At 63.5% G+C, this 22,336-nt stretch carries 19 protein-coding genes; 12 read left to right on the top strand and 7 right to left on the bottom strand.

What is annotated here, in order from left to right; translation table 11 throughout:
• The first annotated feature begins 14 nt into the window (after positions 1-14).
• Together NKH35_RS02285 and NKH35_RS02290 are read left to right on the top strand one after the other, a co-directional pair.
• Complete coding sequence (locus tag NKH35_RS02285; RefSeq protein ID WP_023685116.1) at positions 15-809, top strand: class II glutamine amidotransferase; 795 nt, start codon at positions 15-17, stop codon at positions 807-809.
• Between the two features lie 300 nt (positions 810-1,109).
• Positions 1,110-2,483, top strand: coding sequence for an amidase (locus tag NKH35_RS02290; protein ID WP_352788981.1), 1,374 nt, complete (start codon positions 1,110-1,112; stop codon positions 2,481-2,483).
• Here the strand turns inward: NKH35_RS02290 and NKH35_RS02295 are convergent.
• Entirely contained in the window at positions 2,477-3,550 is a 1,074-nt protein-coding gene (locus tag NKH35_RS02295; RefSeq protein ID WP_023712618.1) for an NAD(P)/FAD-dependent oxidoreductase, read from the bottom strand. The two genes, NKH35_RS02290 and NKH35_RS02295, sit on opposite strands and share 7 nt — an antisense overlap.
• Before the next feature lie 140 nt (positions 3,551-3,690).
• Between NKH35_RS02295 and NKH35_RS02300 the strand changes: the two genes are divergently transcribed.
• Positions 3,691-5,283 carry a peptide chain release factor 3 gene (locus NKH35_RS02300; protein WP_286461313.1) on the top strand — a complete coding sequence of 531 codons (1,593 nt, stop codon included), beginning with the start codon at positions 3,691-3,693 and terminating at the stop codon, positions 5,281-5,283.
• Between the two features lie 83 nt (positions 5,284-5,366).
• Here NKH35_RS02300 and NKH35_RS02305 read toward each other — a convergent pair whose 3' ends face one another.
• The gene (locus NKH35_RS02305) at positions 5,367-5,837 is read right to left on the bottom strand and encodes a VOC family protein (RefSeq protein WP_023688814.1); all 471 of its coding nucleotides are present in this window, start codon (positions 5,835-5,837) and stop codon (positions 5,367-5,369) included.
• A gap of 270 nt (positions 5,838-6,107) precedes the next feature.
• Between NKH35_RS02305 and ilvD the strand changes: the two genes are divergently transcribed.
• Entirely contained in the window at positions 6,108-7,952 is a 1,845-nt protein-coding gene (ilvD, locus tag NKH35_RS02310; protein ID WP_023702645.1) for a dihydroxy-acid dehydratase, read from the top strand.
• 10 nt (positions 7,953-7,962) lie between these two features.
• Here the strand turns inward: ilvD and NKH35_RS02315 are convergent, their stop codons facing one another.
• Both NKH35_RS02315 and NKH35_RS02320 read right to left on the bottom strand, forming a co-directional pair.
• Positions 7,963-8,433, bottom strand: a complete 471-nt coding sequence (locus NKH35_RS02315) for a hypothetical protein (protein WP_156033682.1) — start codon at positions 8,431-8,433, stop codon at positions 7,963-7,965.
• A gap of 54 nt (positions 8,434-8,487) precedes the next feature.
• Positions 8,488-10,245, bottom strand: a complete 1,758-nt coding sequence (locus NKH35_RS02320) for an ABC transporter ATP-binding protein (RefSeq protein WP_023702647.1) — start codon at positions 10,243-10,245, stop codon at positions 8,488-8,490.
• 175 nt (positions 10,246-10,420) lie between these two features.
• Between NKH35_RS02320 and NKH35_RS02325 the strand changes: the two genes are divergently transcribed.
• Together NKH35_RS02325 and NKH35_RS02330 are read left to right on the top strand one after the other, a co-directional pair.
• A complete protein-coding gene (locus NKH35_RS02325; RefSeq protein WP_352913270.1) occupies positions 10,421-11,701 on the top strand; it encodes an amidohydrolase family protein in 1,281 nt (426 codons plus the stop codon).
• A 72-nt stretch (positions 11,702-11,773) separates the two neighbouring features.
• Positions 11,774-12,697 carry a DMT family transporter gene (locus NKH35_RS02330; protein WP_023688809.1) on the top strand — a complete coding sequence of 308 codons (924 nt, stop codon included), beginning with the start codon at positions 11,774-11,776 and terminating at the stop codon, positions 12,695-12,697.
• Here the strand turns inward: NKH35_RS02330 and NKH35_RS02335 are convergent.
• A complete protein-coding gene (locus tag NKH35_RS02335) occupies positions 12,627-13,601 on the bottom strand; it encodes a phosphotransferase family protein (RefSeq protein WP_023702650.1) in 975 nt (324 codons plus the stop codon). The two genes, NKH35_RS02330 and NKH35_RS02335, sit on opposite strands and share 71 nt — an antisense overlap.
• Before the next feature lie 106 nt (positions 13,602-13,707).
• Here NKH35_RS02335 and NKH35_RS02340 point away from each other — a divergent pair, with 106 nt between their 5' ends.
• Positions 13,708-14,340 (top strand): class I SAM-dependent DNA methyltransferase, encoded by a 633-nt coding sequence (locus NKH35_RS02340; RefSeq protein WP_023732495.1) that lies wholly within the window; start codon positions 13,708-13,710, stop codon positions 14,338-14,340.
• Between the two features lie 28 nt (positions 14,341-14,368).
• On the opposite strand, the gene NKH35_RS02345 is transcribed toward NKH35_RS02340, so the two are convergent.
• A complete protein-coding gene (locus tag NKH35_RS02345) occupies positions 14,369-16,822 on the bottom strand; it encodes a GcvT family protein (RefSeq protein ID WP_023732494.1) in 2,454 nt (817 codons plus the stop codon).
• Positions 16,819-17,703: a phosphotransferase family protein gene (locus NKH35_RS02350; protein WP_023732493.1), complete on the bottom strand. Its 885-nt coding sequence runs from the start codon at positions 17,701-17,703 to the stop codon at positions 16,819-16,821. Before NKH35_RS02350 ends, NKH35_RS02345 begins: the two co-directional genes overlap by 4 nt.
• A 420-nt stretch (positions 17,704-18,123) precedes the next feature.
• Here NKH35_RS02350 and NKH35_RS02355 point away from each other — a divergent pair, with 420 nt between their 5' ends.
• From NKH35_RS02355 to NKH35_RS02375, 5 genes are all read left to right on the top strand, one after another.
• Entirely contained in the window at positions 18,124-18,888 is a 765-nt protein-coding gene (locus NKH35_RS02355) for a DeoR/GlpR family DNA-binding transcription regulator (protein ID WP_023685103.1), read from the top strand.
• A 157-nt stretch (positions 18,889-19,045) separates the two neighbouring features.
• Positions 19,046-19,231: a hypothetical protein gene (locus NKH35_RS02360; protein ID WP_156933986.1), complete on the top strand. Its 186-nt coding sequence runs from the start codon at positions 19,046-19,048 to the stop codon at positions 19,229-19,231.
• A gap of 55 nt (positions 19,232-19,286) precedes the next feature.
• Positions 19,287-19,898, top strand: coding sequence for a DedA family protein (locus NKH35_RS02365; RefSeq protein WP_352913273.1), 612 nt, complete (start codon positions 19,287-19,289; stop codon positions 19,896-19,898).
• 80 nt (positions 19,899-19,978) lie between these two features.
• Positions 19,979-20,890, top strand: a complete 912-nt coding sequence (locus NKH35_RS02370) for a LysR family transcriptional regulator (protein ID WP_352913275.1) — start codon at positions 19,979-19,981, stop codon at positions 20,888-20,890.
• Positions 20,891-21,100: 210 nt separating this feature from the next.
• On the top strand, positions 21,101-22,255 hold the full coding sequence (locus NKH35_RS02375) for an ABC transporter substrate-binding protein (RefSeq protein WP_023698923.1): 1,155 nt from the start codon (positions 21,101-21,103) through the stop codon (positions 22,253-22,255).
• The last annotated feature ends 81 nt before the right edge of the window (positions 22,256-22,336 follow it).

Here is a 22,336-nt window from a genome sequence, read left to right on the forward strand (position 1 = left end):
ATTGGTTAGAAGCCATGTGCCGATGGGCGGCCTATCTGGGTGAAGCGGTCTTCCTCGAAGACGTCGTCACCGCACCTTGCCACTCGCTGATCGCCCAGAGCCATTGCGCCCAGGAAGCCAAGTCGCCGACCAATGGCGACGGTTTCGGCCTTGCCTGGTATGGCGACCGGCCCGAGCCCGGCCTCTACCGCGACATCCTGCCGGCCTGGTCGGATCCCAATCTGAAAAGCCTATGCCGGCAGATCAAATCCGGCCTGTTCCTCGCCCATGTCAGGGCGTCGACCGGCGGCGCCACCAGCCGCATGAACTGCCATCCCTTCATCTCCGGCAACTGGTCGTTCATGCACAACGGCCAGATCGGCGGCTTCGAAAAGATCCGCCGCGCGCTGGAGAACTCGCTCTCTGACGCCGTCTTCGACCAGCGCGAGGGCACCACCGATTCCGAATTGTTTTTCCTGCTGATGATCGACGAGGGTCTTGCTGGCGACCCGCAAGGGGCAGTATCGCGCGCCACCGCTCGGGTTCTGGAGGCGTCACGCCACGCCGGTCTCGAACCGGCCTTGAAACTCACTGCGGCCCTTTCGGATGGGCGCGCGCTCTATGCCGTGCGCTACGCAAGCGATGCCCACGCACCGACGCTGTACACGTCGCTCCGCAACGGCGGTCGTTGCATCGTGTCCGAACCCTTCGACCGCGAAGGCGGCGACTGGCAGGCGATCCCGCCGGCGAGTTTTGTCACGATCACTGGCGATGGGATGAGCATTCGGCCGTTCGTGCCGGCTGTGGCAAGGCTGGCACTGGTCGTCTAGGCCCTAGTCTAAGCCGCATTCCTTCGCGCCCCCCTCTGTCCTGCCGGACATCTCCCCCACGAGGGGGGAGATTGGAGGTCACGGCGGCCTTCGCCAATTTTCAACGCAGGAAAAGGGGCGCCGAAGCCAAAGCTGCCAATCTCCCCCCAAAGTGGGGGAGATGTCCGGCAGGACAGAGGGGGCGCCGTAGAGCGCCAACCTCAACCGACCGGCAAGCGCAATTTTGATCAAGCGCCGATGATCTCCGAATGCTGAACTTGGTTTCAAACCGCGATACGTTTGGCAGCAGCCGGAGCAATCATGGACCTCGCCTTTTCCTCGACCATCGATCTCGCCGCCGCAATCGCGGCGCGAAAGATCTCCGCCGTCGAAGCTCTGGACGCCCATCTGGTCCAAATCGACCGACACAACGAGGCCGTCAACGCCATCGTCAATCTCGACCGCGAAGGCGCCCGTGAGCGCGCTGAAAACGCCGACGTGGCATTGGCGCATGGCGATGCGCTCGGCCCGCTGCATGGCGTGCCCTTCACCCTGAAGGATACGCACGAAACGGCCGACATGGAGACCACGGTCGGTTTCCCGCCTTTCGCCAACCATACGGCAAAATCGGACAGCCCGGTCGTCTCCCGATTGAAAGCCGCAGGCGGCATCCTGATTGGAAAGACCAATGTCGCGACCATGCTGGGCGACTGGCAGTCGGACAATCCGCTGTTCGGTCGCACCAGCAATCCGTGGAACCGCTCGCGCACGTCAGGCGGGTCCAGCGGTGGCGCCGCGGCAGCGGTGGCGACCGGCATGACGCCGTTCGATGTGGGAACCGACATGCAGGATTCGATCCGCCTGCCGTCGGCTTTTTGCGGTGTCTACGGGTTGAAACCGACCGAGCACCGCGTGTCGCTGGCCGGCGCCTTCCCCGATCCGAACGGCGCGGCGCGAAGCGTGCGGTTGATGTCCTGCCTCGGCCCGCTGGCGCGCAGCGTGGACGATCTTGCGCTGATCTACAAAATCATCGCCGGCCCGGACGGAGCAGACACCGACCTCGCGCCGGTGCCCGTAGAGGCCATGCCCAGGCTCGACCTCAAGACATTGCGCATCGCCGTCGCGCCGTCCTTCCCCGGCTTTCCGGTGGCTGGCGAAATCGCTGTCGCCGCCGAAAGCCTGGCCAAGCGGTTGCAATCAGCAGGGGTGATTGTGGAAGAAGCGAACTTGCCTGAGATCGATCTGCATGACGATCTGGAGCAGGGCGGCGATCTGATCGGCATGATGCTGGAGGCAGCGCAGCCCGAACCGCCGGAGCAGCCAACGCCGATCACCAATTGGTTCGAGGCGCTCGCTCGCCGCGACCGCTCGATCCTGGCCTGGGACAGGTTCTTCGAAACCTGCGATGCCTTGCTGTGCCCGGTCGCCATGACCACGGCCTTCGCGCATTGTGAGCCCGGCACGCCGATCGAAGTCGACGGCAAGGAGCAAAGCTATTGGATGCTACCGGCCTATGGCGCGGTCTTCAATTATTCCGGCCATCCGGCACTCTCGCTGCCCTGCGGGCAAGACCGCGACGGCCTGCCTATCGGCCTGCAACTGGTCGGCAAGCGCTGGTCGGAATCGCGGCTGCTCGGCATCGCCAAGGCGATCGAAGCGCTGACCGGCGGCTTCAAGCGTCCGCCGGGCTACTGAGCAAACCGACCCAACCCATAAGGCGTCAGCAGCGGATCACGCTCGCCGTCGAGAATTTCGCGCGTGGCGAACAGCCCGACCGCGGGCGCCAGCGTGATGCCGGAATGCATGACGGCGACATAGAGGCCGTCGGCGCCCTCGGCGCGGCCGATGATCGGAAAGCCGTCGATCGGCGTCGGCCGGTAGCCAACCGTGTGGAAATCGAATTCCAGTTCGTCGGCGCCGCGCAAAGCCGCCTTCATTGCTGCAAACAGCTCGCGCGCCGTGGCGTCGGGATTCTCACCGGGATCGCTCCCCGCGAAATCCGAGCCGGCGATGATGCGGCCCTCCGCCGTCTGGCGCATATGCAGCCTCTCGGCATGCACCAGCCCGGTGAGGAGCTTCTTGTAGGGCTGCGAGTGGACGATCAGACCGGGCGGCGTCTCGATCGGCAGCTTGATGCCGGCGGTAGCGGCAATATCGGGCGCCCCGACACCGGCTGCGATCACCACCTCTTCGGCTGGCATCAGCCCATGCGATGTATCGACACCGGCAATCCTGCCATCGGTCTGGACAAGTGCGGTTACAGAACTGGAGAGAACGCGCGCACCTTGCCGTTCTGCGTCGGCCAGCAGCGCCTTGGCCGCTGCGACCGGTTCGGCCACGCCTTCTTCCGCGACATAGACAGCGAATTCCGGCGGCTCGACGAGATTGGGCTCGATTTGCGCTGCCCGCCCGGCGTCGACGCGTTCGATGCCGTAACCCCAGGAAGCGTGCTCAGCCGCGTAGGCTTCGAGCCGGTCGGCCGGCAAATCCCAGCACAAGCCGCCGCACCAGGCGAGCGGCAGTCCAGGCAACTCGTCTGCCAGCCGCTTCCACTCGGCCATGGCGCGGGTGCGCAGCCGGAAATAGATTTCGGGGTTACCCCAGCTGGCGTTGATCCAGGCAAAGGAATTGGGCGTCGCGACGCCACCGGCGCCGCTCTCCGAAACCACCGTCACCCGCGCGCCAGCCTTGGTCAGGTGCCAGGCGATGGAAGCGCCGACAATGCCGGCGCCGATGACGATGACTTCTTTAGCGCTGCTCATACCGGACCTCTCAAAATGGGCTCCTCTGATGCCACCGCAGCGGGTTAAGCTCAAGGGCGGTCGAGGCCTGCCGGCCCGAAACGGTCGACAGGCTGGCAATGCGCTGCTAGAAGCCCGCGCCACAGACAGGATTCCAGAAATTGGCTGAAGACATCGAACAGGCGGTATCGCGCCGCCGCACTTTCGCGATCATCGCCCACCCCGACGCCGGCAAGACGACGCTCACCGAAAAGCTGCTGCTGTTCGGCGGCGCCATCCAGCTTGCCGGCGAGGTCAAGGCCAAGAAGGACCGCATCCAGACCCGGTCCGACTGGATGAAGATCGAGCGCGAGCGCGGCATTTCGGTCGTCACCTCGGTGATGACCTTCGAATATGAGGACAATGTCTTCAACCTGCTCGATACGCCCGGCCACGAGGATTTTGCCGACGACACCTACCGCACCCTGTCGGCGGTCGATAGCGCCGTCATGGTCATCGACGCCGCCAAGGGTATCGAGCCGCGCACGCTGAAACTGTTCGAAGTCTGCCGGCTGCGCGACATCCCGATCATCACCTTCATCAACAAGATGGACCGCGAAAGCCGCGACCCGTTCGAAATTCTCGACGAGATCGAGCAGAAGTTGGCGCTGGACACTGCCCCCATCACCTGGCCGATCGGCCGCGGCAAGACTTTTGCCGGCACCTACCACCTGGCGCTCAACGCTGTGCGCAGGGGCGATGCCGAGAAAGAGCGCACGCCGGTCAACGGCCCCGACTCCAACCGCGTCGCCGGCCTGCTGCCGGAAAACGAGCGCGAGGCCTTCATCGAGGAGCTGGAGCTCGCGCGCGAAGCTTGCCGCCCGCTCGACATCGACGCCTTCCGCGAAGGCCATCTGACACCGGTCTATTTCGGCTCGGCGCTGCGCAATTACGGCGTGCGCGACCTGATCGAGGCGCTCGGCGCCTTCGGCCCGCCGCCGCGTGCGCAGGACGCAGACACCCGCAAGGTCGAGGCGACGGAGGAGAAGATGACGTCCTTCGTGTTCAAGATCCAGGCCAATATGGACCCCAACCATCGCGACCGCATCGCCTTCGTGCGCGTCTGTTCGGGCAAGCTCGAGCGCGGCATGAAGGCCAAGCTGGTGCGCACCGGCAAGCCGATGAGCCTGTCGGCGCCGCAGTTCTTCTTTGCCCGCACCCGCGTCACCGCCGACGAAGCGTTTGCCGGCGATGTCGTCGGCATTCCCAACCACGGCACGCTGCGTATCGGCGATACGCTGACCGAAGGCGAGGAGATACTGTTCCGCGGCGTACCCAACTTCGCGCCGGAAATCCTGCGCCGTGTGCGCCTCGGCGACGCGATGAAGGCGAAAAAACTCAAGGAAGCGCTGCACCAGATGGCCGAGGAAGGCGTCGTGCAGCTGTTTTCGCCGGAAGACGGCTCGCCGGCCATCGTCGGTGTCGTCGGCGCGTTGCAGCTCGACGTCTTGAAGGAGCGGCTGAATTTCGAATACACGCTGCCGGTCGAATTCGAAATGTCGCGCTTCTCGGTCTGCCGCTGGATCTCGGCCGACGACAAGGGCGAGACGCTTCGCTTCATCGAAGCGCATCGCGGCGACATCGCCCGCGACCTCGACAACGACCCTGTGTTTCTGGCCCAGCACGCCTTCTCGCTGAACTACGAAGCCGAACGCTGGAAGGCGATCCGCTTCGCAACCGTCAAGGACTACCAGGTCCGCGACAAGGCGGCGTAAGGCGCCATCTTGCCTTCTCCCCGTTCACTGGGAGAAGGTGCCCGAAGCGCGGATGAGGGGCAGCGAGGCGTTGAGGGCTTCACTCAGCCTTTGGCAGCTTCCTCGATCTTGGCGATATCGATCTTGCTCATCTGCATCATCGCCGACATCACCCGCCCGGCCTTGGCCCGGTCCGGATCCAGAAGCAGGCGCGGCAGTTGCTCCGGCACGACTTGCCAGGAGACGCCGAACTTGTCCTTCAGCCAGCTGCATTGCGACGGTTCGCCGCCGCCTTCGATGAGCTTGTCCCAGAAATAATCGACCTCTTCCTGGGTCTTGCAGTCGATCGACTGTGACATCGCCTCGTTGAACTTGAATTGCGGTCCGCCGTTGAGTGCCTGGAACTGCACGCCGTCGAGTTCGAACGTGGTCACCAGCGCCTTGCCGGCATCGGCTTGGCCTTCGGGCCAACGCAGCACGCTCAGCACCTTCGAATTCTTGAAGATGGAGACGTAGAAATTCATCGCCTCTTCGGCCTGGCCATCGAACCACAGGCAGGTGGTGATCTTTTGCATGTCATGCTCCTCGGGTGTTTGGTTGCGGTTACAGGTGAAGCTGCTGACTTATAGAAATGGTGCCATTCCCTTGCCGTCGTCCAAGGACGGATGCCGGGCTAGCGATCCGACACTGGCCGGCAATCTTTTTCGAAACCCTGATTTTCAGCGAGACTCTGGCGCATTGCAAAAAAGTGGCCAGACCATACTTGCCGGTCTATAAACCCTGCGATCCAAGTTCCGCGCCGCCACGCTCCGCACCGGGCGCAGCCAGCCAGCCAAGGAAAATTCATGCCTGCCTATCGCTCCCGCACCACCACCCACGGCCGCAACATGGCCGGCGCCCGCGGCCTGTGGCGCGCCACCGGCATGAAGGATTCGGATTTCGGCAAGCCGATCATCGCGGTGGTCAATTCCTTCACCCAGTTCGTGCCGGGTCATGTCCATCTGAAAGACCTTGGCCAGCTGGTGGCGCGCGAGATCGAGAAGGCCGGCGGCGTCGCCAAGGAATTCAACACCATCGCCGTCGATGACGGCATCGCCATGGGCCATGACGGCATGCTCTATTCGCTGCCGTCGCGCGAGCTGATCGCGGACTCGGTCGAATATATGGTCAACGCGCATTGCGCCGATGCCATGGTCTGCATCTCCAATTGCGACAAGATCACGCCCGGCATGCTGATGGCCTCCTTGCGCCTCAATATCCCAAGCGTCTTCGTCTCCGGGGGGCCGATGGAAGCCGGCAAGGTGGTGCTCGCCGGCAAGACACAAGCGCTCGACCTGGTCGACGCCATGGTTGCCGCCGCCGACGACAAGATCTCCGACGAGGACGTCAAGGTCATCGAACGCTCGGCCTGCCCGACCTGCGGCTCGTGCTCCGGCATGTTCACCGCCAATTCGATGAATTGCCTGACCGAGGCGCTCGGCCTGTCGCTACCCGGCAACGGCTCGACCCTGGCAACCCACGCCGACCGCAAGCGGCTGTTCGTCGAGGCCGGCCATCTCATCGTCGATCTCGCCCAGCGCTACTACGAGCAGGATGATGAGTCGGCACTGCCGCGCAGCATCGCCTCCAAAGGCGCCTTCGAGAACGCCATGACGCTCGATATCGCCATGGGCGGCTCGACCAACACCGTGCTGCATATCCTGGCCGCCGCCCATGAGGGCGAGGTCGATTTCACCATGGAAGACATCGACCGGCTGTCACGCCGCGTTCCGGTGCTGTGCAAGGTCGCACCGGCCAAGTCCGACGTGCATATGGAAGATGTCCATCGTGCCGGCGGCATCATGGCGATCCTCGGCCAGCTCGACAATGCCGGGCTGCTCAACCGCAACCTGCCGACGGTGCATACGGCAAGCCTCGGCGAAGCGCTCGACCATTGGGACATTTCCCGCACCTCAAGCCAGAGCGTCCGCGACTTCTTTCTCGCCGCTCCGGGTGGCGTGCCGACACAGGTCGCCTTCAGCCAGGACCGCCGCTGGGACGAGCTCGACCTCGACCGCGAGAAGGGCGTCATCCGCTCAGCCGAGACGCCGTTCTCGAGAGACGGCGGCCTTGCCGTGCTGAAAGGCAATCTGGCGCTCGACGGCTGCATCGTGAAGACGGCCGGCGTCGACGAGTCGATCCTGAAGTTCACCGGCCCGGCCCGCGTGTTCGAAAGCCAGGACGCTTCCGTCAAAGCGATCCTGTCCAACGAGATCAAGGCCGGCGATGTCGTCGTCATCCGCTATGAAGGGCCGCGTGGCGGCCCCGGCATGCAGGAAATGCTCTACCCCACGAGCTATCTGAAGTCGAAAGGCCTCGGCAAAGCCTGCGCGCTGGTCACCGACGGCCGCTTCTCCGGCGGCACATCAGGCCTGTCGATCGGCCATGCCTCGCCCGAAGCAGCGGAAGGCGGCACGATCGGACTGGTGCAGGAAGGCGATACGATCGAGATCGACATCCCCAACCGCACGATCCGGCTTGCTGTCAGCGACGCTGAACTCGACGCGCGCCGCGCGGCCATGGAGGCAAAGGGCGCCATGGCCTGGAAGCCCGAGGAAAAGCGCAAGCGCAAGGTGACGACCGCGCTGCGCGCTTACGCCGCCTTCGCCACCAGCGCCGACAAGGGCGCGGTGCGGCACGTGCCGGAGTGATCCAGCCCGGCTAGTGGTACTGGCCGTACCAAGGCGATTTCGGATCGGGAAGATAGGGCCAATCCGTGCGGGTTGGCAGCGATCGCTTTGCGTCTTCCGCCTGTGATGGTGTCAAGAAGATGCCGAACAGGTCGTTTCCACCGTTGAGCGCGTAGTATCGCACGCCCGAATGGGTGAGTTGGTCATTGATGATTTTGAAGAAGACATAAGTGGCCGTGCCCCAGCTTTTGTCTTCGCTGCCCACACTATCCGGGGCGTATATCACGAACTCCTGGCCAGCCGAGCGCACGGCATATCGTGAAGCGTACATGTCTACGCTTTCCTCGATTGCGATTGGGTCTTTCACATATTGCCGAAGCTCGGGCAAAACTTCTTGGTAGGTCTTTGCGATTCCTTGTTCGGCGAGGTTCTCCGCGTCGAGGTGATGCGCCTTGTCGTAGTCGAGAGCCATGGCAGGAGATTGCGCGGCAAAGGTGCCCAACAAGACGGATCGTAGAAAGGACATGAACCGAGCAGCGCGCATACTCGCACTCCGTTATGGCATCAACTGATATTCATAAAGCTTCTGATACAGCCCGCCTTGGTTGAGCAGCGTGCGATGCGCGCCGCTTTCCACCACCTTGCCGGCCTCCAGCACCACGATCGTGTCGGCCTGGTGCACGGTCGACAGGCGGTGGGCAATGACGATGGTGGTGCGCCCGACCGTCAGCTGCTGCAGCGCGTCGCGGAAAAGCGCCTCGGATTCGGCGTCGAGCGCGCTGGTCGCCTCGTCTAGCAGCAGGATTTCGGCATTGCGCAGCATGGCGCGCGCGATCGAGATGCGCTGGCGCTGGCCGCCTGACAGCAGCGCGCCATTCTCGCCGACATCCGTGTCGTACCCTTTCGCCTGGGCGCTGATGAAGTCATGTGCATTGGCGGCCCTTGCGGCGGCCATTACTTCCTCGTCCGTGGCGCCCTCGCGCCCGAGCCTGATGTTGTGCATGATCGTGCCGGCAAACAGGAACGTGTCCTGGCTGACATAGGCGATCTTTTCCCTGACCGAGGTGAGCGTGGCACAAGAAATGTCCTGCCCGTCGAACATCACCCTGCCGACCTGCGGGTCGTACATGCGCATGATCAGGTTGAGGATGGTCGACTTGCCGCTGCCCGAGGGTCCGACCAGCGCCGTCATTTTGCCGGCGGCAAGCGTCAGGTCCAGTCCCTCGAACACCGGCGAGCTTTCGGGGTAGGCGAAGCTGACATTGTCGAAATGGATCTCGCCCGGCCCGGCCCGCAGCGGCTTTGCATCCGGCTTTTCGGCCAGCGTCAGCGGCCGGTCGGCGAGCTGGAACATCATGCGCACGCCGACAATGCCGGTTTCAAGCGAGATGCGTACGCGGGCCAGGCGCTTGGCCGGCTCATAGGCCAACAGCAGCGCCGCGATGAAGGCCATGATGTTGCCCGGCATCTGACCGCCGCCGCCCAGAACCAGGAAGCCGCTGACAAAAACGGCGCCAGCGATGGCCAGCCCCGCAAGCGTTTCCATAACCGGGCTGGTGGCGGCCTCCAGCGTGGCGATGTTGTTGGCGCGGCTCTCCACGTCCGACACGGCCTTGTACATGCGCTTCCGCATGGCGCCTTCGAGGCCGAAGGATTTGACGACGCGCACGCCGATCGCAGTTTCCTGCATCACCTGCACGATCTGGCCGAGCGAACGGAATTCTTGCGAGGCAATTTTTCGGACGCGCTTCAGGATACGATTGACGCCGTAAATGGCGATCGGCCCGATCACCAGACAGATCAGGGACAGCGCCGGCTGCTGCCAGACCATCACCCCCACCAGCGCAGCCAGCGTCACCAGGTCGCGAACATAGGACGTGACGATTTGGTCGAGCACGCTGCGCGCGGCCTGGGCATTGTTCGTCATGCGCGAAATCAGTTCGGACGAAGATGTCGAATGATAGAATTCGATGCCTTGCGCGAGAATGCTGTCATAGATCTTGCGCTGCCGGTCGGCGATGATGGCATTGCCGACCCTGCTCATGAAGTAGGCCTGGATGAAGTTTGCGAAGCCCTTGAGAATGAAAATCGCTCCGGTCGCCGCCGCGATCAGATTGACCTGCCCAATCCTCTTATAAACCACGAATTCATTGGTGATTTCGCGCAGCATATAGGCGCTGGCTGCTGTCGTTGCCGCCACAACCAGCATCGACAGAATGGCCGCAGCGTAGCCAAATCTATGCGCGTGAAAGGATTCCCGCAAAAGCCTTGCGATAAGGCGCTGGTTTTCCGTCGAACGGAAGAAGCGAAACAAATGGCCGATCCCATGCCTGACTGACGAATTTCGGATTCGCCACCAGGGCGAAAGGCGGCTTATAGAGCGAGTTGTGGCCGGATGGAACCTTTCGCTGTCGCGGAGACAATCGGCTGCGGCACGGTGTCTTTTGCGCCACGATTGCGGCGTTCGAGCTTCAGGGAGATGACGACAGATGGATTTCGACCTTGTTGTGCGCGGCGGAACGCTGCCCGACGGCACCGTCGCCGACCTCGGCATCATCGGCGAGACGATCGTCGCCATCGAGCCCGAACTGCATGTCAGCGCCGGCACGGCGATCGACGCCCGTGGCAATCTGATCTCGCCTCCCTTCGTCGATCCGCATTTCCATATGGATGCGACGCTGTCCTACGGCATTCCACGCATCAACGCTTCGGGTACGCTGCTGGAAGGCATTTCGCTGTGGGGCGAACTGAAGCCGCTGTTGACCCATAACGCGGTTCGCGAGCGGGCGCTCGCCTATTGCGACTGGGCGGTCTCGATGGGCCTGCTCGCCATCCGTACCCATGTCGATGTCTGCGACGACCGGCTGCTGGCGGTCGAGGCGCTGCTCGACGTCAAGAAGATTGTCGCGCCCTATATCGATCTGCAACTGGTCGCTTTCCCGCAGGATGGCTTCTACCGTTCGCCGACGGCGCGCCAGAACACGCTGCGCGCGCTCGACATGGGCGTCGACATCGTCGGCGGCATCCCGCATTTCGAACGCACCATGGTCGACGGCACGCGCTCGGTGACCGAATTGTGCGAAATCGCGGCGAAGCGCGGGCTGATGGTCGACCTGCATTGCGACGAGACCGACGATCCGCTGTCGCGCCACATCGAGCAGCTTGCCTGTGAGACGCAGCGCCTTGGCCTTCAGGGCAAGGTGGCCGGCTCGCATCTGACTTCAATGCACTCGATGGACAATTATTACGTCTCCAAGCTCCTGCCGCTGATTGCCGAGGCCGGTGTGTCGGCGATCCCCAATCCGTTGATCAACATCATGCTGCAGGGCCGCCACGACACGTTTCCCAAACGCCGCGGAATGACCCGGGTGAAGGAGATGCTGGCGCTCGGCATCCGCGTCGGTTGGGGCCAGGATTGCGTTCTCGACCCCTGGTATTCGCTGGGCACCGCCGACATGCTCGACGTCGCCTTCATGGGGCTTCACGTCGCTCAGATGTCGAGCCCTGCCGACATGGCACGCTGCTTCGACATGGTCACCAATGTCAACGCCGCCATCATGGGCCTCGATCATCTCGGCCTTGCCGTGGGCAAGCGCGCCAGCTTCGTCATCCTCGATGCAGGCAACCCGATCGAGGCCTTGAGGCTGCGTGCCGAACGGCTGTGCGTCGTCGCCAGGGGCAAGGTGGTGGCCGAGCGCACGAAACAGGAGACACGGCTGTCGATCGCCGGCCGTCCCGGACAGGTGAACCGGCGGCACAAAACTGCGTAGAAACAGCCGATTTCCGCCGCTGGTCTTACCGATTTGCCTCGTCAAAGCGGCCGCTTGCAGCTAGGGAGCCGCATGGCCCAGTCGCTCGTCCGCACCTTTACCATCAGGAACGCGCTTCTGGCCGGCATCCTTTTGATGCTGGCCGGCGACTTCATGTTCGCGCTGAACGACGCGATGGGCAAATGGCTGGTCGCCAGCTTCTCGGTCGGCCAGGTGGTGCTGATCCGATCGATCGGGGCCTTCATCGTGCTCGGCCCGATGATCGCCAACCAGGGCGCCGGCAGACTGTTCCAGATGGAGCGGCCGGTCCTCCAGATTCTTCGCGTGCTGGCGACCACGGTGGACACAGCCTTGTTTTACGCGGCCGTCGTCTATCTGCCGCTGGCCGATGTGATGAGCTTCTACATGGCCGGGCCGATCTATGTGGCGGCGCTGTCGCATTTCCTGCTCGGCGAAAAGGTCGGCTGGCGTCGCTGGGCCGCCATCCTGGTCGGCTTCTGCGGCGTGCTGATCATCTTGAAACCCTCTTCGGCGGCGTTTTCGCAGTCCTCGCTGTTCGCGCTGGTCGGCAGCATCGCCTTCGCCTTTGCCATCATCCTCAGCCGCCGCCTGCGCGGCACCAGCGACACAACGCTGGTCACCTGGCAGACTATCGGCACGCTGCTGGTCGGCGGCGTGATGACCATAGGCGCCTGGCAGACGCCCTCGGCACTCGATTTCGGCGCCATGCTCCTGCTCGGCATCGTCTCCTGCAGCGCGCATCTGATGATTACCAGGGCGCTGAAACTGGCCCCTGCCTCGACGCTGGCGCCGCTGCACTACAGCCTGCTTCTATGGGCGGTGATCTTCGGCCTGGCATTCTTCGGCGACGTGCCGGGACCGCGCATCCTGATCGGCTCGGCCATCGTCGTGCTCGCCGGCCTGTTCATCTTCCACCGCCAGAAGGTGGTCGAAACAGTCGTGCCGCCGGAGAACGTGCCGAAAGGCGTGAATTGACCTCACCTTGGCGCACCGCCGCCAGATGCCGTGAAAACTCAGGCGTTTCCATCAGCGCCTTGCAACGGGCGAAGCGGCCGTCGGCATAGGCGCGGAAGTCCTCGACCGGGTTGTTGTTGGCAAGCTGGATCAGCCCCCACAACGTCCACAACAGGTCGCACATCGCCTTGTAGATAACGACGCGGCCGCGCTCGGCCGGTTTCGCCTCGCCGCCGAAATAGGCGCGCATCATCTCTTCCTCTTGCGCGGTGTCGAACCGGCCTTCGACCGAGAGGTCGCCGAGGTCCCAGAGCGGATCGTTCATCCCCGAATATTCCCAGTCGACGATCCACATCCGCTCGCCCGTATCGAGAAAATTCTCGCACAGCGGATCGCAATGGCAGGCCGCAAGCGGCAGTCTATGCGCGGCAAGGGCGGCACGCACGGTGTCGGATTCGCGCACCACGTCGTGGTAGCCCGGCGGCAAGGCGACGTCCTTGGTCGATAAGACCTTGAGATAGTCGTCGATCATCGCAAACAGCTCGAAGCGGAACGGAAACACCGCACCGGACGCGTGCAGCCTGCGGAAGGCTTCGCCGGCGCGGGCCGGGCTGCCGGCGCGCAGCTTGAACTTTTCCGGCGACATCGTCACGGCGCCGGCAACGAAGCGGCTCGCCAGCACGCCTGTCGCGGGGTCGACATGCAGCACCTCGGGACTGACGCCCGCTTTGGCCGCCTCACGCGCCGCCACCGCCTCATTAGCGCGGTTGATATACTCCTCGGTGCCTTTGCCGGGGATACGCAGGCAGATATCGCCGGCCCGAAAGACGAGATTGGTCATCCCGCCCAGCCGCTCCAGCGGTCCGTCGTAGCCCGCTAATGCCGGAATTGCCGCAAGTGTTGCGCGTGCCTCGTCGGTCCCCATGCCTGTTGCCCCTGGCGTGTTATTTCTTGCGACAACGGTTCCACAGTTTTCGCCGTTTGGCTATCATCCGATCGAGGGTGAGCAGCGAGCTGGCGGAGAAACAGCCATGGCGGGCAACAAGGATCATGGCGGGCTTGGCGCCGCCTATGCGGCGCAACGGCCCGAGGACGTCGCCGCGATCTATGACAGTTGGTCGGAAACCTACGATGCCGACATGTCGGCCGCCGGCTACCGCCATCCGACGATCTGCCTGGCCCTGCTCGCACGGCATCTGCCGCGCGGCGCCGCACCGCTTCTCGACGCCGGCGCCGGCACCGGGCTGATCGGCGAGTGGCTAGCCATCACCGGCTATCCCCAGGTCGAAGCGCTCGATATTTCGCAAGGCATGCTGTCTAAAGCGGCGGCAAAGGGCGTCTATTCGGCGCTGCATTGCCTGGCGCTCGGCGGGCCACTGCCCTTTGCCGACAATGCCTATGCCGGCATCGTCTCGGCCGGCGTTTTCACCTCCGGCCATGTCGGCGCCGAGGGGCTGGACGAACTGATCCGCGTCTGCCGTCCCGGTGGCGTCATCGTGCTGACCATCAAGAACACGCTGTGGAACGCCGGCTTCGCCGAACGCATCGCTGTACTCGAAGCTGAGGGCAGGGTTGTCCCCGCCGAGGAGACGGCGCCCTATGTCTCGATGCCGGGCGAGGCGGATACCGTGCCCAGCCGCGGCCTTGTGCTGCGCGTGAGCTGAATCCTTTGACCTCAAATCCGGGCTCGGGCTATGCCTTGATCCTGCTCATCGAAGGATCGTACATCGGCTCGAGATGGATCTTGGCCGGCGTCCGTTCCATCGCCACCACCAGCTCATAGTCGCCTGAGCTGAGAAAATCGTCGCTGACGCCATCGGCGTTGCGGACATAGCCATAGCCGATGTTCTTAGCCAGCGTGTAGCCATAACCGCCGCTGGTGAGATAGCCGACCGGTTCGCCATTGCGCAAAATCGTCTCGCGCCCGACCAGCACGATATCGGGATCGTCGACCGTGAAGCCGGCAAAGCGTTTCTTCAGGTCGGCGCCGCTGATCTTTTCGAGCGCCCGCCGGCCGACGAAATCCGTGTTCTTTCTCAGCTTCACCGCCCAGCCGAGGCCGGCCTCCTGAGGCGTGTCGTTGGGGGTGATGTCGGAGGCCCAGGCGCGGTAGCCTTTCTCCAGCCGAAGTGATTCCAGCGCCCGGTAGCCGATCGGCCGGATGCCGTGCGGCTTGCCTGCCGCCATCACCGTGTCGAAAATCTCGCCGGTGGCGGCGATCGGCACATGCAATTCCCAACCAAGCTCGCCGACATAGGTGACGCGCAGCGCCCGAACCGTATGACCGGCAATGGCGATCTCGCTGACATGGCCGAACGGGAAGGCGACATTCGAGACATCCGCGTCGGTGACGGCCGAAAGCACATCGCGGGCGCGCGGCCCCATCAGCGACAGCGTGCCGAAATCCTCGGTGACATCTTTCAACGTCACGTCGAGGCCCTTGCCGACATGGTCGCCGATCCAGGAGAGATCATGCGTGCGGAAGCCGGTGCCGGTCACGATGTAGAATTTGTCTTCGGCGAGCCTGGCCACCGTCAAATCGGCCTCGATGCCGCCGCGCGTGTTGAGAAGCTGCGTGTAGGTCAGCCGTCCCACCGGCTTGGCGACATCGTTGGCGCAGATCCAGTCCAGCGCCTTAGCCGCATCCGAACCCGTCATTTCGTATTTGGCGAAGGACGACTGGTCGAAGATGCCGACCTTCTCGCGCACATGGCGATGCTCTTCGCCGACCGGGCCAAACCAGTTCTGCCGGCCCATGGAATAAATGTCTTCGGATGTGGCGCCCTGCGGCGCGAACCAGTTCGGCCGTTCCCAGCCGAGCTTGGAGCCGAACACCGCGCGGTGCGCTTTCAGCCGCTCGTAGAGCGGCGAGACGATGCGCGGCCGGCCCGAGACGTACTCCTCATGCGGAAAGCCGATCGTGTAATGCTTGCCATAGGCTTCCAGCGTGCGATCGCTGACCCATTGCCGGTCGCGGTGCAAATTGGAAAAGCGCCTGATGTCGACCACCCAAAGGTCGAGCGGCGCTTCACCATCGACAACCCATTGCGCCAGCACCCAGCCGGCGCCGCCGCCGGAAGCGATGCCGAAGGCGTTGAAGCCGGCGCCGACGAACATGTTGGCGCATTCGGGCGCGACACCGAGGATGAAATTGCCGTCCGGCGTAAAACTCTCCGGCCCGTTGATCATCTGCTTGACGCCGACCGTCTCCAGCGCCGGCACGCGCGCGATCGCCTGGCTCATATGCTGTTCGAAATGATCGTAGTCGTCGTCGAACAGGCGGAACTCCCAGTCATCGGGGACATCGCCGCCGGGCAGGCCGGTCGCCCAGGCCTGCGGGTTCGGCTCATAGCCGCCCATCACCAGCCCGCCGACCTCTTCCTTGAAATAGGTACGGCGGTCGGGATCGCGGATTGTCGGCGCGTCGGTCGCCAGCCCGTCGACCTTCTCGGTGATGATGTACTGGTGCTTGACCGGTTGCAGCGGCACGCAAATGCCGGCCATCGCGCCGACCTGGCGTGACCATTGCCCGGCGCAGTTCACCACCTTGTCGCAAGCAATATCGCCCTTGTTGGTCTTCACCGCGGTGATGTGCCCGTCCGTCACGTCAAAGCCGGTAACGCGGACGTCCTCGAACAGCTTGGCGCCATGCATGCGCGCGCCCTTGGCCAGCGACTGCGTGATGTCGGAGGGGCTGGCCTGCCCATCGGTCGGCAGCCAGGAGGCGCCGACGAGGTCGCCGGTCTCCAGCAGCGGCCACATCTTTTTGACCTCCCCCGGCGACAGCAACTGCATGTCCATGCCGAAGCTCCTGGCCGTCGTCGCCAGCCGTTTATATTCGGTCCAGCGGTCGGCATTGGTCGCAAGCCTGAGGCACCCGGTCATCTTCCAGCCGGTAGCGAGCCCGGTTTCGGCTTCCAGTCCCTTGTAGAGCTCGACCGAATATTTGAGCACGCGGGTGATCGAGGCCGACGAGCGCAGCTGGCCGACCAGCCCGGCCGCATGCCAGGTCGAGCCCGAGGTCAGCTTGCCCTGTTCCAGCAGCACGACATCGGCCTTGTGGTCGCGCGCCAGGTGATAGGCCGTCGAACAGCCCATAATGCCGCCGCCGATGACGACGATGCCGGCATGTGTGGGCAATGTCATGACTGGGTCCCGTACTTCGTGCGGTAATTGCCCAGCGCCGCGTCAAGCCGCGTCAGGTTCTCTGCGGTGTAGGCGACGTAGTCGATGCCGGGCGCGTCTAGGTAAAGTTCGGAAACCATGCTCCACATCGCCTCGCGCAGCAGCGAGGCGCATTGCATGGCCGCGTGCGAGCGGCGGATCGCCTCATCCGGCTCGCGCATGAAATACGCCGTGAGGAAAGTGAAGGACTCCGCGTCGCTCATCTCGGCGTTGGAGGCAACGCCGGCAAGATCGAACATCGCGGTGTTGAAACCGGCATATTCGAAATCGATGAGCCACAACCTGTCGCCATCGTCGAGAATATTTGCCGGCAAAAGATCATTGTGGCCGAAGACGATCGGCAGCAGTTTCTGGGCCCGCTCCAACTCGTCGGCCAGAGCCAGCAGCCTGGGCAGCTCGTCGCGCTTGCGGCTGCCGCCTTCGCTCAGCGTTCGCGCATAGTCGCGGATGACATGGAAGACCCAGAACATGAAGCCGGCGCCGGAGATGTGATTGGGCATCTCGCGATGGAACCCGCGCATAAGGGCCGCGACGCGGCCGATATTGGCGCGCACGTCCTCGGCAACATAGGTTTTCGCGCCGAGAAATTCCGTGACCATGATGCCGGGTTCGGAATGGTGGACCGCCGGCGCGAAGCCTGCGGCGTGCGCCGCGCGGGCCGTCATCACCTCGCGGTCGCGAAAGACGTGGTGAAATGGATAGTCCTGGCCGAAGCGCACGACATGCCGCCCGGCCGCGTCCTTGACCAGATAGTTGGCGTTGCTGAGGCCGCCCGGCAGCGGCGCAATGTCGATGCTGCCATTCCAGCAAGGCAAGGCCCGGATGCGGTCTTCAGCAGTCACGGGGCCATCCCTGACTTTTGCGGAGCTTTCCTGGGCGCCATGCGCCGCGCAACGAGCGTTGGGAAACGCAAAAAATCTCGTCGGTGCGGGACGCAGGAACTCCTATCCCGCGCCGCACCGACGAGCCCCTCTGGCCAGGTTTTGATACCCGGTCTCCGCCCCCGCGGATTTGAGAAACTTTTGTGCCAGTTCAAACCCAGACGGTCTGGCCAGACGGTCCGGTCCGTGAATTGCGGCTCTGCCATCACCCTCCCGTGGCAGTTCCGAAGCTGTCACGCCGTCAATGTCACGCCAGTGCTACCTAACTGTCAATGAAATGTTGCGACTTTTTTTGGGTGTTTTGCCCGAAACCACGAGCAATTCCTTTAAAAACGGCGGCATTGCCCTAAAACCGGGCAGGCCGCAAATTGAGGAAGCCAGATGATCCATTCGAAACGGCATGGCGAAATCCTCCGCCTCCTCAAGGAAGAGGGCACCGTCACCATTGCCAGCCTCGCCGACCGGCTGGGGGTTTCGCTTGAAACGGTGCGCCGGGATGTCAAGCCACTGACCGGCAATGGCTCGGTGCTCAAGATGCATGGCGCCATCGGCCTGCCGTCGATGGCCGGCGAAGCGCCCTTCGAGCGGCGCATGCGCGACAATGCCGAGGCCAAGCGTCTGATCGCCCGCATGGTCGCTGCCACCATTCGCGACGGTGAATCGGTCATGCTGGACACCGGCACCACGACCTCGTTCCTGGCCCGCGAACTGCTCGGCCACCGGCGGCTGACGGTCGTCACCAATTCATCCGACATCGCCCGCACGCTGGCCACCGTCAACGGCAACAAGGTCTATATGGCCGGGGGCGAATTGCGCAGCGATTCCGGGGCCGCCTTCGGCGCCTCGGCGATCGATTTCGTCAGCCGCTTCTCGGTCAGCCATGCGGTGATTTCGATCGGCGCCGTCGATGCCGCCGCAGGCCTTGCCGACTACGATCTGGAAGAGGCGGAGTTCGCCCGCATGGTGCTGTCGCGCGGCCAGCGCTCGCTGGTCATCACCGACCACACCAAGTTCGGTCGCCAGGGTCTGGTCCAGGTCTGCGGCTTCGACGGTTTTTCCGAACTCGCCACCGACCAGCCGCCGCCGCGCGACATTGCCTCGGCACTTGCCGAGGCTGGAGCGCGCCTCAGCATCGCTGCGGCCTAGCCAAACACCAGCGACTGGCGCGCCGCGATCCCGGCCCATGCCGCCACCCGATACCACGAAGGCGATGTTGTGCATCATGCGCGCCGCGTCGCCGGCCGCATAAGATGTCGTTCTGGTGAAAAATTGTTTTTCAATCATCCCGCTCTTCGCAATGTCCATGCAACTTGGCAGCCGCAAACAGCGCCTCGTCGAAATGCGGGCCGGGCGAATCGCCCGCATCAGCAATGAGGCCACCATGCTGCAAACGATGCCTTGTCTTTCCTGGACGCTTGCGCGCTCCGACCTGGAAGCGGACCCGGCTTGGCCGGACATTCCGCAACTTTCCGCCGGCGACGGTGTATGACGGTGTATAAGGTGTCCAGGATCAAGAACCTCAAAACCTATGACTGGCGCTTCGCATGACTGATCCACTGTCGGCGATCCTGGGCTTCGGCCTGCTTGGTGTCGGCTGTCTCGCCTTCACTGAAAAGATCCTGCCGCTGCCGCCCTCGCATGTGCTGCTGCTGTTCCTCGGCATGACGGCAGCCTCCGATCTCCTGGCGCTGGCGATCCTGCTTCTGGTGACGACGCTGTCCGCCATCACAGGCTGCCTTGTCTGGTATAGTGTGGGCCGTAGGATTGGATTGGATCGTGCCGACAGGCTGGTCGAGCGTTTCGGCAAATATGTCTGCTTGCGCTATGCGACCTACAGCAAGTTTGGTCAGGCCTACCGCCGCCATCATGTCCGGGTCTCCTTGCTGGCGCAGTTCATCCCGACGGTTCGCAACTATCTGCCGATCGCGGCCGGCGCGCTCCGTCTTCCACTCTTGCCCTTCGCGGCGGCGACGCTGCTCGGCGCCACGCTATGGAACACCGGCTTCCTCGTCACCGGCTACCTTATGCGCGGCAGCGGCCGGGATTCCTATGCCATCGGCTTTCGCATCATCGTCATCGTCCTGGCGCTGGAGACGGCGTTCATGCTCGCGCTTCGCTACGGTCCTGCCTGCCGGCGGCGCCTCGGGTTCGGCTGACCAGGAGGCGCCTCAAGCCGTATGGGTATAAGCTCCGCCTTCGGCTTTCCTTCCCCGTCGCGCCGGTGTTTAGTCCGGCCATGGCTTTCACCATCCGTCAGCTGCAGTTCTTCATTGCCGTCGCCGAGCAAGGCACGGTGTCGGGCGCCGCACAAAACCTCTCCATCTCGCAATCCTCGGTCACCGAGGCGATCAAGGAGCTGGAGAGCGATCTCGGCGTCGAATTGTTCGAGCGCCATCCGCGTGGCCTCAACATTACTCACAAAGGCCACCAGTTCCTGCGCCATGCGACCAAGATCCTGGCCGACGTCTCCGATGCGCGCCGCGCTTTCTCCGACGACCAGGTGGTGGCCGGCGGGCGCCTGCAGCTCGGCGTCACCTCGCTGGTCGCGGGCTATGTGCTGTCCGATCTGCTGGCGCGCTACCGCCGCGCCTATCCCGGCGTCGATGTCTCGGCCATCGAGGACAATGGCGACTATCTCGAACATCTGCTGATCGGCGGCAAGCTCGACATTGCCGTCATGGTCACCTCCAATTTGCGCGACCGCACCGCGCTGCAGTCGGAAATCCTCGAGGTCTCGGCCTACCGGCTGTGGGTCCCGCTCGGCCACAAGCTGGCCAGCGCCGACATTATCGGCATAGGCGACATTGCCGGCGAGCCGCTGATCATGCTGACCGTCGACGAGATCGAGGAGAACACCGGCAAGCTTCTGGCGGCGATCGGCGCCAGGCCGCATGTCGCCTTTCGCACCCGCTCGGTCGAAGCCGTTCGCAGCCTCGTCGCCACAGGTGCGGGCGTGGCGTTGCTGCCCGACCTAGTCTACCGGCCGTGGTCGCTGGAAGGCGACCGCATCGAATCGCGCGACATTTCGGGTTCCCTGCCGGTCGTCCAGGTCGGCATCGTCTGGCGCCGCGGCTCCGGTCTGCCGCAGGCGTCGCGCGACTTCATCGGCCTTGCCCAGTCGCAGCGTATGGTCCGCCAGCAGCGTTGATAGGGTGCGTGGTTATCTATCGGAAAAACCGATATCGCGTTTCTGATAAATGAATTTGCGAAACCGGAATTTTCCGAGCACTTTTCATGTCAGGGACGAAAGCCGCCATCAGAGCGGCAACGTGCCATCGGATGAACTGACGCTTTTCAGCCTGCGGCTGACCGCGGCGGCGACTCGCTTCGCAGTCAGGCGCCAAATGGGAGATTGACGATGAATTCATTCCTGAAGACGTGCACCGCCTTGATGGTCGCGCTGACCTTTTCCGGTCAGGCTGTCGCCCAGGTCAAGGAACTTGGCAAGGGCGAAGGGGAGGTCAGCATCGTTGCCTGGCCGGGGTACATCGAGCGCGGCGAAACCGACAAGGGCTATGACTGGGTGACCTCCTTCGAGAAGGAGAGCGGCTGCAAGGTCAACGTCAAGACCGCGAACACCTCCGACGAGATGGTCTCGCTGATGAATGAGGGTGGGTTCGATCTAGTCACCGCTTCGGGTGACGCATCGCTGCGCCTCGTTGCCGGCAAGCGCGTGCAGCCGATCAACACCGATCTCATCCCGAGCTGGAAGGCGGTAGACGACCGTCTGAAGGATGCGCCCTGGTTCACCGTCGACAAGGTGCATTACGGCGTTCCCTATCAGTGGGGCCCGAACATCCTGATGTACAACACCGATGTCTTCAAGGAAGCGCCCAAGAGCTGGAACGTCGTCTTCGAGGAAATGAACCTGCCGGACGGCAAGTCCAACAAGGGCCGCGTCCAGGCCTATGACGGCCCGATCCACATCGCCGACGCCGCCAACTATTTGATGTTCCACAAGCCGGAACTCGGCATTAAGGACCCGTACGAATTGAACGAAGACCAGTACAAGGCAGCGCTCGAGCTGCTGCGTGTTCAGCGGACGCTGGTCGGCCGCTACTGGCATGACGCCGCCATCCAGGTCGACGATTTCCAGAACGAAGGCGTCGTCGCTTCCGGTTCGTGGCCTTACCAGGTCAACACGCTGGTTGCCGCCAAGAAGCCGGTCGCCTCGACCGTGCCGGAAGAAGGCGTCACCGGCTGGGCCGACACCACCATGATGGAGGCCGACGCCGCGCATCCCAACTGCGCCTATATGTGGCTTGAGCATTCGCTGTCGCCCAAGGTCCAGGGCGATGTCTCGGCCTGGTTCGGCTCGCTCCCCGTGGTGCCCGCTGCCTGCAAGGGCAACGAGCTGCTCGGCGAGGAAGGCTGCAAGACCAACGGCTACGAGAACTTCGACAAGATCAAGTTCTGGAAGACCCCGGTCTCCAAGTGCGCAACCCAGAACGACCAGTGCGTGCCTTACTACCGCTGGGTGTCCGACTATATCGGCGTCATCGGCGGGCGTTGAGCTCCCTTTAACCCACCCCCTTGTGGGGAGGGTCGACGCGCAGCGTCGGGGTGGGGGCAGCGCTGACGTCCGGTGCTAGTC

Origin of the sequence: Mesorhizobium sp. M1143 (assembly GCF_040318435.1) — a bacterium.
Lineage (GTDB): Bacteria > Pseudomonadota > Alphaproteobacteria > Rhizobiales > Rhizobiaceae > Mesorhizobium.